This window comes from Flavobacterium sp. (genome assembly GCF_044373165.1).
In the GTDB taxonomy this organism is placed as follows: Bacteria; Bacteroidota; Bacteroidia; order Flavobacteriales; family Flavobacteriaceae; genus Flavobacterium.
Genome location: NZ_JBILQL010000069.1, coordinates 1 through 12,934, shown reverse-complemented (window position 1 = coordinate 12,934; position 12,934 = coordinate 1). Strand labels below are relative to the sequence as shown.

At 37.6% G+C, this 12,934-nt stretch carries 11 protein-coding genes; 9 read left to right on the top strand and 2 right to left on the bottom strand.

Translation table 11 applies throughout. The annotated features are described in order from the left end of the window. Positions 1-611 (bottom strand): MarC family NAAT transporter (locus tag ACIQ32_RS09200; RefSeq protein WP_396195397.1); only part of this gene is annotated, 611 nt, incomplete at its 3' end. A 97-nt stretch (positions 612-708) separates the two neighbouring features. Here ACIQ32_RS09200 and ACIQ32_RS09195 point away from each other — a divergent pair. Beyond that, positions 709-1,074 (top strand): CoA-binding protein, encoded by a 366-nt coding sequence (locus tag ACIQ32_RS09195; protein WP_396195396.1) that lies wholly within the window; start codon positions 709-711, stop codon positions 1,072-1,074. 128 nt (positions 1,075-1,202) lie between these two features. Here the strand turns inward: ACIQ32_RS09195 and ACIQ32_RS09190 are convergent, their stop codons facing one another. After that, positions 1,203-2,699 (bottom strand): sodium:solute symporter, encoded by a 1,497-nt coding sequence (locus ACIQ32_RS09190; RefSeq protein WP_396195395.1) that lies wholly within the window; start codon positions 2,697-2,699, stop codon positions 1,203-1,205. Positions 2,700-2,864: 165 nt separating this feature from the next. Between ACIQ32_RS09190 and recR the strand changes: the two genes are divergently transcribed. The 8 genes from recR to ACIQ32_RS09150 all read left to right on the top strand — a co-directional run. Next, positions 2,865-3,485, top strand: coding sequence for a recombination mediator RecR (gene recR / locus ACIQ32_RS09185; protein ID WP_396195394.1), 621 nt, complete (start codon positions 2,865-2,867; stop codon positions 3,483-3,485). 74 nt (positions 3,486-3,559) lie between these two features. Further along, a complete protein-coding gene (locus tag ACIQ32_RS09180) occupies positions 3,560-4,348 on the top strand; it encodes a polysaccharide biosynthesis/export family protein (RefSeq protein ID WP_396195393.1) in 789 nt (262 codons plus the stop codon). An 11-nt stretch (positions 4,349-4,359) separates the two neighbouring features. Then, positions 4,360-6,816 (top strand): polysaccharide biosynthesis tyrosine autokinase, encoded by a 2,457-nt coding sequence (locus ACIQ32_RS09175; RefSeq protein ID WP_396195392.1) that lies wholly within the window; start codon positions 4,360-4,362, stop codon positions 6,814-6,816. A 3-nt stretch (positions 6,817-6,819) separates the two neighbouring features. Continuing rightward, positions 6,820-7,809 (top strand): SDR family oxidoreductase, encoded by a 990-nt coding sequence (locus ACIQ32_RS09170; RefSeq protein WP_396195391.1) that lies wholly within the window; start codon positions 6,820-6,822, stop codon positions 7,807-7,809. Positions 7,810-7,823: 14 nt separating this feature from the next. Continuing rightward, on the top strand, positions 7,824-9,215 hold the full coding sequence (locus ACIQ32_RS09165) for a UDP-glucose 6-dehydrogenase (RefSeq protein ID WP_396195390.1): 1,392 nt from the start codon (positions 7,824-7,826) through the stop codon (positions 9,213-9,215). Positions 9,216-9,269: 54 nt separating this feature from the next. Next, a complete protein-coding gene (locus tag ACIQ32_RS09160) occupies positions 9,270-10,547 on the top strand; it encodes a nucleotide sugar dehydrogenase (protein ID WP_396195389.1) in 1,278 nt (425 codons plus the stop codon). 28 nt (positions 10,548-10,575) lie between these two features. Next, positions 10,576-11,625 (top strand): dTDP-glucose 4,6-dehydratase, encoded by a 1,050-nt coding sequence (rfbB, locus tag ACIQ32_RS09155; protein ID WP_396195388.1) that lies wholly within the window; start codon positions 10,576-10,578, stop codon positions 11,623-11,625. A 12-nt stretch (positions 11,626-11,637) separates the two neighbouring features. Continuing rightward, positions 11,638-12,934 (top strand): oligosaccharide flippase family protein (locus tag ACIQ32_RS09150; protein WP_396195387.1); only part of this gene is annotated, 1,297 nt, incomplete at its 3' end.

Below are 12,934 nucleotides of genomic sequence, written 5' to 3'. Positions count from 1 at the left end.
ATGATACTCAAAACCGCACTAATAATATACTGAATCCCAATGGCAACAGTCAAAAAGCCAACAATTCTAGAAATGGCTACAATGCCTGAAGCGCCCAAGTATTTAGCCAAATAATGCGCGCTTCTCAAAATTAAAAAGATCAACAACGACACTATAATAATGGAAAATACTGAAGACAAAATTTCCGGCGTAGAATGATGGTCTTGGTTAAAAGCAATTAACAACGAAATCGAACCCGGACCGGCCAACATAGGCATCGCCAAAGGCGTCAGCGCAATTGAACTTCTGTTTTGTAAATCTTCTTCCACTTCTTTGCTGATTCCTTTTCGTTTCTTCGGATTGGCATTGAGCAACCCAAAACCAGAGCTGGCAATCAAAATCCCACCGGCAATTCTAAGCGCCGAAATGGTAATTCCAAAAAAACTCAAAACATATTCGCCGACAAAAAAAGAGATTAGTAAAATGATACCAACATTGACAGCGGTCAATAACGACACCCGCGAACGTTCTGTTTTAGAATAGTCTTGTGTCAAACCCACAAAGAACGGAATAGCGCCTATTGGGTTTAAAACCGAGAACAAAGCACCCAAAAGGACAAAAAAAGTATTCAGAAAGATTTCCATTTTTAATAATTCTAATCGGTCACAAAGATAGGTAAAGATTAAAAGTATGCGTTAATTTAACAACATTATTCGTTAAATTTGCGCCATGAAAAACAAGAAAACACTAGTGCTCGGTGCTACAACCAAACCCGAAAGGTACGCTTTCAAAGCCATCAATATGTTAGTCGAAAAAGGGCATACAGTATTGGCTATTGGTCAAAATACCGGTGAAGTAGCCGGTGTCAAAATTTACACCAAATCTATTCCGTTAAAGAACATCGATACGGTGACTTTATACCTAAATCCGGTACGCCAACGCGATTATTACAACTACATTATCGAAACCAAAACCAAACGCGTCATTTTCAATCCCGGAACCGAAAACCCCGAGTTTTACCAATTGTTACAAAGCAACGGCATCAAGGTAGAAGTGGCTTGTACGCTGGTTTTATTGGCTACTAATCAGTACTAATTCATTTCGTCAGACGGTGCTTAATAAAGTTAGGAGCGAATGGTTCGGGCGAATTTGCGGTCCGTGTTCCTGCTTTCCGTCTCGTTCCAAAAAACGAGACTCCAATCAGGGCTAATTAGGAATCCATTTTAATATCGGGTGTTTTCGGTCGCCGGTTTGCTAATCATTAGCAATCCGATAAAAGTGATCAAACCGTTAACGATAATCAGTTCGTTATCCAACACATAATCTCCTAACAATTCGGCCGAATACTTACTGATAAAAAAGCAAATTGCCGGTGCGATTATGCAAACCAACGGCACAAACTTGTCGTGAACCGTTTTCGATTTCACAAACAAGCCAAAGGCATACAACCCCAAAAGCGGTCCGTAAGTGTAAGAAGCAATTTTAAAAATCATTTTCACCACCGAAGCATCATTCACAGCATTAAAAAAGACAATCACCAAAAACATCAAAAACGAAAAGCCAACATGCACCAAATGGCGTGTTCTGACAATATTAGGTTTGTTTTGATTTTCGGCTTTATCCATGCCCAAAAAATCCACGCAGAAGGAAGTTGTTAAAGCTGTCAACGCACTATCCGTTGTAGCAAAAGTCGCAGCAGTCAACCCCAATAAAAAAACTACCGCCGGAACTATAGTTAAATGGTTAAAAGCAATTTCCGGAAACAATAAATCGGTTCGCGCCACACCGTCAACCATCGGAACAGCAATGCCGTTTTTCTCGGCATACAAGTACAACAAAGCACCAACACTCAAAAAGAAAATATTAATCAGTACAAAAATGCCGGTAAAAGTGAACATGTTTTTTTGGGCTTCGCCTATGTTTTTACAGCTTAAATTCTTTTGCATTAAATCTTGGTCCAAACCAACCATAGCAATGGTCACGAAGATACCGCCAAGTAACTGTTTCCAAAAATATTGGCCTTTCAAGAAATCTTCAAAAAAGAAAATCTTAGCATAATTACTTTCTTTAACCGCTTCAAAAGCTTGTAAAGCGCCAAAATCCACACTGTCGCATATAAAATAAATGGTCAAAAACACCGAGGAAACCAAGAAGAACGTTTGCAGAGTGTCAGTAATAATAATTGTTTTCAAACCGCCACGGTAAGTATAAGCAAAGATTAATCCCAGCGAAATCAAAACGGTCATTGCAAACGGAATGTTGAACGCATCAAAAACGTAACGTTGCAGTACAATCACCACCAAATACAATCGGAAAGCCGAACCAATCGTGCGACTGATTAAGAAAATCGAAGCCGCCGTTTTATAACTTATTGTACCCAATCGCTGCTCGATATAACTGTAAATCGAGGTCAAGTTCATACGGTAATACAGCGGTAATAAGACTTTGGCAATGATTAAAAAACCAATGGCATTCCCTAAAACAAATTGAAAGTATTTAAACTGCAAATCGGGATTCCCAACTTCACCCGGAACCGAAATAAACGTCACGCCCGACAACGCTGTGCCTATCATACCAAACGCCACCAAATACCATTTAGAGTTCTTATTGGCTTTGAAAAAAGTGTCGTTATCGGCACTTTTTTTACTGACTAAATTCGAAATCAAAATCAATAATCCGAAATAGATAACAATGATAATCAATATGGTGGTTGGCGTCATAGGTTTTGGTTTTACAGTCAGCCAAAATACAAAAATTAATGTGTCAATTTGAAAATTTGGAGATTTGAAAATTATTTAATTGAATAATAAAATGTGGTTTAAAAACAAATCTAACATTTTCAAATTTTCAAATTGACTAATTTTCAAATTGATTACTTTTGCCTCATGGAATTTTCTTCAAAACTTTTAGAAAAAGCAGTAAACGAAATGGCGCAATTGCCCGGTATAGGTAAGCGAACGGCTTTGCGATTGGTGTTGCATTTGCTCAAGCAGCCGGCTGAACAAACCCAATTTTTGTCGCAAGCCTTAACGACTATGCGAGATGAAATTAAGTTTTGCAAATCTTGTCACAATATTGCCGATGTTGAAGTTTGTGAAATTTGTAACAATCCGTCAAGAAACCACAAAATTATTTGCATAGTAGAGGACGTACGCGATGTGATGGCGATTGAAAATACCAATCAATTTAAAGGCATCTACCATGTTTTAGGCGGTAAGATTTCGCCTATCGATGGAATTGGGCCTAGTCAGCTCAATATCAATTCGTTAGTTGAAAAAGTAAAAAACGGTCAAACAGAGGAGTTGATTTTTGCGTTAAGCTCAACTATGGAAGGTGATACAACCAATTTTTACATCTTTAAACAAATCAAAGATTGTGAAGTAAGAATTTCTACTATTGCTCGCGGAATTGCCGTTGGAGATGAGCTCGAGTATGCCGATGAAATAACGTTGGGACGCAGTATTTTGAACAGAATTCCGTTTGAAAATTCCTTAAAAAATATGTAGTAAAATAAAGTAAGCTACATTTTTGTAATTAGAATTGAAAAACTATCTTTGCTTGCTAATTTTTTCTAAAAGTAATGAACAGAATCACTTTATATATACTCTTTTTTTTTAGTTTATTTTTTACTTCTTGTATTCCAACCAAAGACTTGATTTACCTGCAAGAAAATAATAAAAATGCTCCAAGTCAGCAAGTTGAGCCTGTTGTTTTAAAGCCCTACAGACTCCAAATTAACGACATTCTCAACATCAACATCAAGGCCATAGATCCTAAATTTGTAGAAATTTTTAATGTTAACGTTCAAAATCAATTGGGTGGAAATGAATTAATCAGTTATTTTAATGGTTATGCTGTAGACGATCATGGAAATATCAGACTGCCTATTTTGGGTGATATTAATGTTTTAGGAAGAACCTTGGAAGAAGTAAGAATTACTATAGAAGAAAGATTGTTAAAAGAGTATTTTAACAAAGAGGCCGGTATTTTTGCTGTAGTCAAATTAGCCGGATTCAGATACACCATCAATGGTGAAGTCAATAATCCCGGAACTAAAGTGCTCTATCAAGATCGGGTAAACTTATTGGAAGCAGTGGCTAATGCCGGTGACATTACCATTACAGGTAATCGTAAAGATGTTAAAGTAATTAGAAGAACTCAAACCGGCAACAATACTTACACAATTGACCTCACGGATGCTAATGCTATTAATTCTGTAGCTTATAATCTTCAACCTAATGATTACATCTTGGTCAATCCTGTTAAACAAAAAACATGGGGTACCGGAAAAACGGGTATAGAGTCGTTGTCTACTGTTATCTCTATATTGTCATTGGCTACCACTACTTTTTTATTACTTAGAAATTAAACCTACTATTCATGCTGGATATTAAAGATTTTTCTTTTTTCGAAAAACAAAATAGTTTTGATTTTAAGAGTTTTTTAATCAAAATTGTCAGCTATTGGAAATGGTTTTTAATTTCATTAACCATCACATTTTCTATTGCGCATCAGGTCAATGTCAGAAAACAGAAGATCTACGGAATAGGAACTACCATCGCTGTTAAAGAGGAAAATAATCCTTTCTTTACCTCAAATACCAGTTTGGTTTTCAACTGGGGCGGGACATCCGATAAAGTTCAAATGATTTCTACCACCTTAAAATCCAGATCGCATAACGAAATGGTTGTAGATGAACTTCAGTTTTATACCGATTACTTTATCAAAACCGATTATTACCTCAAAGATGTTTACGGTCAAATACCGTTTAAAGTCACTATCGATAAAACCAAGAATCAGTTATTGGAGCAGTTTATCAAAGTTAAAATGCTTTCCTCTGACACCTATCAAATAGCAGTTTCAATTCCTTCAAATACTACCAATGTCATCAAATACTCCGAGAATGCGGTCACCAATATTCCCGTTTTTGAGACAGAAATTGTAAAAAAATACCGTGTTGGACAACAAGTGGATTTGCCATTCTTGAATTGGAAACTAGAATTGACCAAATTACCCACGGGCTATATCGGCAAAGAGGTTTTAGTTCGTTTTAATTCTTTTGATGAAACGGTAACGTCTTACAAAGGCTTGGAAGTAGAAATCGATGTAAGAGCCGGATCAATTATTCGTTTAGGTATGCAAGGCACCAACAAAGAGCGAATGGTAGCCTATTTGAATGCGACAGTTTTAAAATTGATTGAAAGACAATTGGAGCAAAAAAACAAGTTTGCCGACAATACCATTGCGTTTATTGATGAGACTTTATTGAAAATGGAAGGCGAACTCAAAGATTCAGGCGATGAGCTAAAGGATTTCAGTCAGAGCAACAATATCCTGGACATAGAAGACAAAGGAGCCAATTTCAAACAACTTTTGTCCAGCAACGACTTTAAAAAACAAGAAGTAGAGCGAAAATTAGCCTATTTAAGTTCTCTTAAAAATTATTTAAACGGTAGCATAGATTTTTCAAAATTACCCGCGCCAACAGTAGCCGGTATCGAAGAACCGAATATTGTTAATAATGTTTCCAAATTAATTGCCTTGTCTATAGAAAGAGCCAATATGGTATATTCCACTAAAGGAAATATCTTTTACGAAAGAATTGATAACGAGATTCAATCGGTTAAAAAGGTTTTGCTGGAAAATGCCAACTCACTTAAAAATGCTTTGCAATACGATTTGAAACAGGTTGATTTCAAAATCAGTCAGTTGGAAAACGAAGTGAAAAAGTTGCCGGTAACTAATCAGGCCTATTTAAGCATTTCTCGCAAATACGATTTGAGCAATAATATTTACAATACTTATTTGCAAAAAAGAAGTGAAGCCTCTATTGTAAAAGCAGCCAACTTATCCGACATCCAGTTTATCGATCCGGCTAAAGATGTTGGAGGTGGTTTATTAGGACCAAAAACGGCTGTGAATTATGTAATGGCCTTCTTTATCGGCCTTTTTATTCCATTGGTAATTGTTTTCTTCATCTTCTTTATCAGTAATGCCATTCAAAACATTGACGACATTTCAGCGATAACACAAATTCCATTAATCGGGATAGTAGGTGTGAAGTATACCGAATCAAATTTATCTGTTTTCGAGCGACCAAAATCTGCCTTGTCCGAATCTTTTCGTGCTATTCGTTCTTCATTACAGTTTTTATACAAGAAGCAAACTTCTGAAGGTGCCAAAACACTCATGTTAACTTCTTCAGTCAGCGGTGAAGGTAAAACATTTTGTTCTATTAATATAGCAACAGTTTTTGCCTTGAGCGAAAAGAAAACCATTATTTTAGGTCTCGATTTACGCAAACCGAAAATCTTTGACGACTTTAATATCCGCAACGATATTGGAGCTGTGAATTACTTAATCGGTCAAAAATCGCTTGATGAAGTAATTCAAAAAACCCACATTCCTTATTTGGATGTCATCACTTCCGGTCCAATTCCTCCTAATCCATCAGAGTTGATTTTAGGGGAATCAATGAAAGAAATGATTGAAAACTTGAAAAAGAAATACGACTATATTATCCTGGATACACCGCCTGTAGGTTTGGTTTCCGATGCTTTGGAGCTGGCGCAGTACAGTGATGTAACGCTTTACATAGTAAGACAAAATTTCACCAAGAAAGAAATGTTGACCTTGTTAAACAACCGAACCAAGCGAGGTGAGTTGAATAACATCAGCATCGTATTCAACGGTTATGAAAATAAAGCCAAATACGGAACAGGCTACGGATACGGATACGGTTATGGCTATGGTTACGGCTATTCAAATGGGTATCACGAAGACGATGAACCAAGAGGATTCTTTGCTAAGTTGAAATATAAACTCTTCAAAAAATAAAGCATGATGAGTTCTACTAATACAGCTGTTTTAATAACTGGTGGAGCAGGGTTTATAGGCTCTAATCTTTGTGAATATTTTTTAGAAAAAGGATATCGAGTAACTTGCTTGGATAATTTTGCTACCGGACATCGTTACAATATTGAGCCTTTTTTAGCTAACAAAAATTTCAAATTAATCGAAGGTGACATCAGAGATTTAAACACTTGTAATGCGGCAGTTGCTGGTGTAGATTATGTTTTGCACCAAGCCGCTTTAGGTTCAGTTCCTCGCTCTATTAATGATCCTATCACCAGCAATGATGTCAATGTTGGTGGTTTTTTGAACATGTTAGTCGCTTCAAGAGATGCCGGAGTTAAACGTTTTATTTATGCTGCCAGCTCTTCTACTTACGGGGATTCTGAAAGTTTGCCTAAAGTGGAAGAAGTAATTGGAAAGCCGCTTTCGCCATACGCCATTACAAAATATGTAAACGAGTTATATGCCGATATTTTTGCCAAGACTTATGGTTTGGAAACTATAGGGTTGCGCTATTTTAATGTTTTCGGTCGAAGACAAGATCCTAACGGTGCCTATGCTGCAGTCATCCCTAAATTTGTTATGCAATTCATGCAACACGAAAGTCCGGTGATTAATGGTGACGGAAATTATTCGAGGGATTTTACCTATATAGACAATGTAATTCAAATGAATGAGTTGGCAATGACAACTCAAAATCCGTCAGCCATCAATACGGTATACAATACCGCTTTCGGTGACAGAACTACCTTAAATGATATGGTCAATTTTTTGAAATTGTTTTTATCAGAATTTGATGCCGAGATAGCCAATGTAGCAGTAGTGCACGGACCTAACAGAATAGGCGATATTCCACATTCCTTGGCGAGTATAGAAAAAGCCCAAAGATTACTGAATTATCATCCCAAATTTTCATTCCAACAAGGTTTAAAAGCTGCAGTGGCTTGGTATTGGGATAATTTAAAAAAAGAATAGAAATAATATTGAGAATGAAAGTAACGAATATTTGTTGTATCGGTGCCGGATATGTCGGAGGACCAACAATGGCAGTTATTGCCGAAAAGTGTCCACATATAAAAGTCACGGTTGTCGATTTAAATGAAGTAAGGATTGCTGCCTGGAACGATGAAAATGTGGATAATATTCCGATATACGAACCGGGTTTAAATGAAATTGTTGGCAAGGCAAGAGGACGAAACCTTTTCTTTTCAACCAATGTAGACAAAGCTATCGACGAAGCTGATCTAATTTTTATATCAGTTAATACGCCTACAAAGACTTACGGAACCGGAAAAGGAATGGCCGCTGATCTAAAACACATAGAATTATGTGCCCGACAAATTGCTAAAGTAGCTACCAATGATAAGATTATTGTTGAAAAATCTACTTTACCTGTCAGAACCGCTGAAGCTTTAAAAAGTATTTTAGACAATACCGGAAACGGGGTTAAATTTCAAATTCTTTCCAATCCCGAATTTTTAGCCGAAGGAACCGCTGTACAAGATTTATTGCATCCGGATAGGGTTTTAATTGGAGGTGAAACCACACCCGACGGCCAAAAAGCTATCGATGCTTTGGTGGATGTTTATGCCCATTGGGTGCCAAGAGAGAGAATTTTGAAAACCAATGTTTGGTCTTCTGAACTTTCCAAGTTAACCGCTAACGCTTTCTTAGCACAAAGGGTATCTTCCATCAATGCCATATCAGAATTGTGTGAAAAAACAGAAGCCAATGTCAGCGAAGTCGCTAAAGCCATCGGAATGGACAGTCGTATCGGTTCGAAATTTTTAAAAGCTTCGGTAGGTTTCGGTGGTTCTTGTTTTCAAAAAGACATTTTGAATTTGGTTTATATTTCCAAAGCCTTTGGTTTAAATGAAGTAGCCGATTATTGGGAGCAAGTCATCATCATGAATGACCATCAAAAAAGACGCTTTTCCAAGAACATCGTCCAAACCCTTTACAACACGGTTTCGGGTAAAAAAATCACTTTCTTGGGCTGGGCTTTCAAAAAAGACACTAACGATACCCGAGAATCTGCCGCCATTTATGTAGCCGATGACTTAATCAATGAGCAAGCTAAAATTGCTTTATATGATCCCAAAGTAGAACACAAACAAGTGATGGCTGATTTGGATTATTTAGAGACCAGAACACCGGAACAAAATGCCAAATACATGGCATCTTTTGATAACCCGTATGAGGCTTGTAACGAAGCCCATGCCATTGCCATTCTAACCGAATGGGATGAGTTTAAAGATTACGATTGGCAAAAAATATATGATAGCATGTTAAAGCCTGCTTTTGTTTTCGACGGAAGAAATCTTTTAGATGCCGAAAAGATGAAAGCCATAGGATTTGTTTACCAATCTATTGGTTCTTAATTAAATAACTAACTTTGTGGCCTTTGCAATACACCACAATCAGATAATATTTTTATGAATACTAAAATTGCTGTAATAGGATTAGGATATGTAGGGTTACCATTAGCCAGATTGTTTGCTACCAAATATCCTGTAATTGGATTTGACATCAATCAAAACCGAATCAACGAACTCAATTCGGGTGTTGATGCTACTTTGGAAGTGAGTGAAGACCTGCTGAAACAAGTTTTGGTTGCCCAACCCGGAGCGGCAAACGGACTGTATTGCAGCTGCAATATTGAAGATATAAAAAGCTGTAACATCTATATCGTTACAGTTCCGACACCGGTAGATAAAAACAACAGACCCGATTTAACGCCTTTGTACAAATCCAGTGAAACTGTTGGAAAAGTACTCAAGAAGGGTGATATCGTTATCTATGAATCAACTGTTTATCCCGGAGTAACCGAAGAAGAATGCATTCCGGTTTTAGAAAAAGTGAGTGGTTTACAATTCAACACCGATTTTTTTGCAGGCTATTCACCGGAGCGAATTAATCCGGGTGATAAAGAACATACCGTTGAGAAAATCCTAAAGGTAACTTCGGGTTCAACGCCTGAAATAGGACAAATAGTTAACGAATTATACAAATCTGTTATCACGGCCGGTACCCATTTAGCCCCTTCCATCAAAGTAGCGGAAGCAGCCAAAGTAATCGAAAACTCGCAACGCGACATCAATATTGCTTTTGTCAACGAATTGGCCAAAATTTTTAATTTATTAGAAATTGATACCCATGCCGTTTTAGAAGCTGCCGGTACCAAATGGAATTTCTTGCCGTTCAAACCGGGCTTGGTTGGTGGCCATTGTATTGGAGTTGATCCTTACTATTTGGCTCAAAAAGCCCAAGAAAAAGGCTATCATCCCGAAATTATTTTGGCCGGAAGACGTTTAAACGACAGCATGGGAGAATACGTGGCTTCTCAAGTGGTGAAGTTGATGATTAAAAAAGGAGTGACTATCAACAAAGCCAAGTTGTTAATGCTGGGCATTACTTTTAAAGAAAACTGTCCTGATGTTAGAAATACTAAGATAGTCGACGTGGTTCGTGCTTTAGAAGATTACGGTATCGAAGTAACCATTTTTGATCCTTGGGCAAAACCGGAAGAAGTGAAACACGAATATGGTTTAAGTACAGTAAGCGAATTGCCTACTGCTACTTTTGATGCTATCGTTTTAGGAGTGGCACACCAAGAGTTTACCGAAATTGATTTTTCAAAACTCAAAAACAGCCATGGTGTTTTGTTTGATGTCAAAGGTATTTTAAAAGAGCAAGCCGACGGACGTTTGTAGTCTTCATCCATTTTTATACAGTACACTCGTGAATAAAAAGATTTTAATAACCGGTGGCGCCGGATTTATCGGTTCCCATGTCGTGAGAAGATTGGTGCAAAATTATCCAGATTACCAGATTGTTAATTTGGATGCCTTGACCTACGCCGGAAATTTAGAAAATATTGCCGATATTGAAAATAGTCCCAATTATACTTTTATCAAAGGCGATATTGTTGATGCCGATTTTATCAATCATTTGTTCCATCATTACCAATTTGACGGTGTCATTCATTTGGCCGCCGAATCGCACGTAGACCGTTCCATTACCGATCCGCTGGCTTTTGTAAAAACCAATGTTTTCGGTACGATGAACTTGCTCAACGCGGCTAAAACCATTTGGAAAGATAAGACCGAAGGCAAACGTTTTTACCATGTGAGTACCGATGAAGTCTACGGAAGTTTAGGCGCCACCGGTTTGTTTACCGAAACCACGCCTTACGACCCGAATTCTCCGTATTCAGCCTCTAAAGCCAGTTCCGACCATTTTGTGAGGGCCTATGGGGAAACTTACGGATTGCCCTATGTAATTACCAATTGCTCCAACAATTACGGACCGAACCATTTCCCGGAAAAATTAATACCGTTGTTCATTAATAATATCATCAATAACAAACCTTTGCCGGTGTACGGTGACGGTAAATATACCCGCGATTGGTTGTTTGTAAAAGACCATGCCGTGGCCATCGATTTGGTTTTCCACCAAGGCAAAAATCATGAAACCTATAATATTGGCGGTTTCAACGAATGGCAAAATATCGATCTGGTAAAGCTGTTGTGTGAGAAAATGGACGAAAAATTAGGCAGAAAACCCGGTGATTCGGCAAAGTTGATTACTTATGTCAAAGACCGTCCGGGACACGATTTGCGCTATGCCATCGATGCTTCTAAAATCAACACCGAATTGGGTTGGAAACCTTCCGTAACTTTTGAAGAAGGTTTATCCCAAACCATCGATTGGTATTTGGCTAATGAAACTTGGCTGAAAAATGTCACCTCAGGCGCTTACCAAAGCTATTACGAAAAGCAGTATTCATAAACAAAACAAGGAATGAGTCAACTGAAAAAAGGAGCCATTTTATCCTATGTCACCATCATCTTAACCAATGGCATCGGGTTAGTTTTAACTCCTTTTATGATTCAAAAGTTAGGTGATTCCGAGTACGGTTTGTACACTTTAATCGGATCGCTTATTGGCTATATCAGTATTTTAGATTTTGGTCTTAACAATGCAATAGTGCGTTTCGTTGCCAGATACCGCGCCTTGGAAGACCGAAAAGGGGAAGAGAATTTTTTGGCCACCACTATGCTGATTTACACCATAATTGCCTCTTTAATTTTAGCGGTTGGCGTATTTCTGTATTTTCATTTGGAGACGGTTTTTACTAAATTAACGTCAAGCGAACTCCACAAGGCCAAAGTCATGTTTGGCATCTTGATTTTCAATCTTACGATTACGTTACCTGGTGGAGCCTTTTCAGCCATTGCGAATGCTTATGAGCATTTTGTATTTCCTAGGATGTTGAACATAGTGAAGTACTTAGTTCGTTCTTTACTTTTAGTTGCTATTCTTGTTTGGGGTGGAGATGCTATATCCATAGTGGTTTTAGATACGGTAATTAATTTGCTGGTAATTGGGATTAATGCTTTTTATATTTTTTATAAGTTACAAGTCAAATTTAAACTTCATGAAGTTGATTTTACTTTGGTTCGCGAAATATTCAATTACTCGTTTTGGATTTTTGTGTTTGCTATTATGGGACAGTTCCAATGGCAATCGGGTCAGGTGATTTTAGGTGTGGTTTCCGGAACTACCGCGGTAGCCATTTACGGCGTTGGAATAATGTTAGGGACGTATTACGGTGCATTTTCAACAGCCATATCCAGTGTTTTTTTACCCCGAGCAACCCAAATGACAGCTTTTGAAGCCAGTGGAGAAGAGCTTACCTTAATGATGGTACGTATCGGACGCTTTTCACTGATTACCCTTTTAATGATACTTGGGGGGTTCTTGCTTTACGGGCAACAGTTTATTTTGCTTTGGGTAGGACCAACCTATCAAAGTTCTTGGTTGATTGCCTTGATTATTATGTTTTCTTATACTTTGCCTTTGGTGCAATCTTTTGCCAATTCCATTTTAGAATCCAAAAGTTTGTTCTCTTTTAAAGCCATCACTTATATCACGCTAATTGTACTCGGCACAATTTTAGGCTATTTTCTAATAGAAAAATTTGGGGCAGTGGGATTGATAGTAGGTTCTACTTCGGGCTGGATTTTAAGTCAGGTCATCATGAATTTTTATTACCATAAAGTCTTAAAACTCGAAATCTCCAGATTTTTCGCGGAGT

Excerpts from the sequence above, each read along its gene's own strand:
- ACIQ32_RS09180 (WP_396195393.1), top strand. The coding sequence starts at position 3,560 with ATGAACAGAATCACTTTATATATACTCTTTTTTTTTAGTTTATTTTTT.
- ACIQ32_RS09195 (WP_396195396.1), top strand. The coding sequence starts at position 709 with ATGAAAAACAAGAAAACACTAGTGCTCGGTGCTACAACCAAACCCGAA.
- ACIQ32_RS09190 (WP_396195395.1), bottom strand. The coding sequence starts at position 2,699 with ATGACGCCAACCACCATATTGATTATCATTGTTATCTATTTCGGATTA.
- recR (WP_396195394.1), top strand. The coding sequence starts at position 2,865 with ATGGAATTTTCTTCAAAACTTTTAGAAAAAGCAGTAAACGAAATGGCG.
- ACIQ32_RS09170 (WP_396195391.1), top strand. The coding sequence starts at position 6,820 with ATGATGAGTTCTACTAATACAGCTGTTTTAATAACTGGTGGAGCAGGG.
- ACIQ32_RS09165 (WP_396195390.1), top strand. The coding sequence starts at position 7,824 with ATGAAAGTAACGAATATTTGTTGTATCGGTGCCGGATATGTCGGAGGA.
- ACIQ32_RS09160 (WP_396195389.1), top strand. The coding sequence starts at position 9,270 with ATGAATACTAAAATTGCTGTAATAGGATTAGGATATGTAGGGTTACCA.
- ACIQ32_RS09175 (WP_396195392.1), top strand. The coding sequence starts at position 4,360 with ATGCTGGATATTAAAGATTTTTCTTTTTTCGAAAAACAAAATAGTTTT.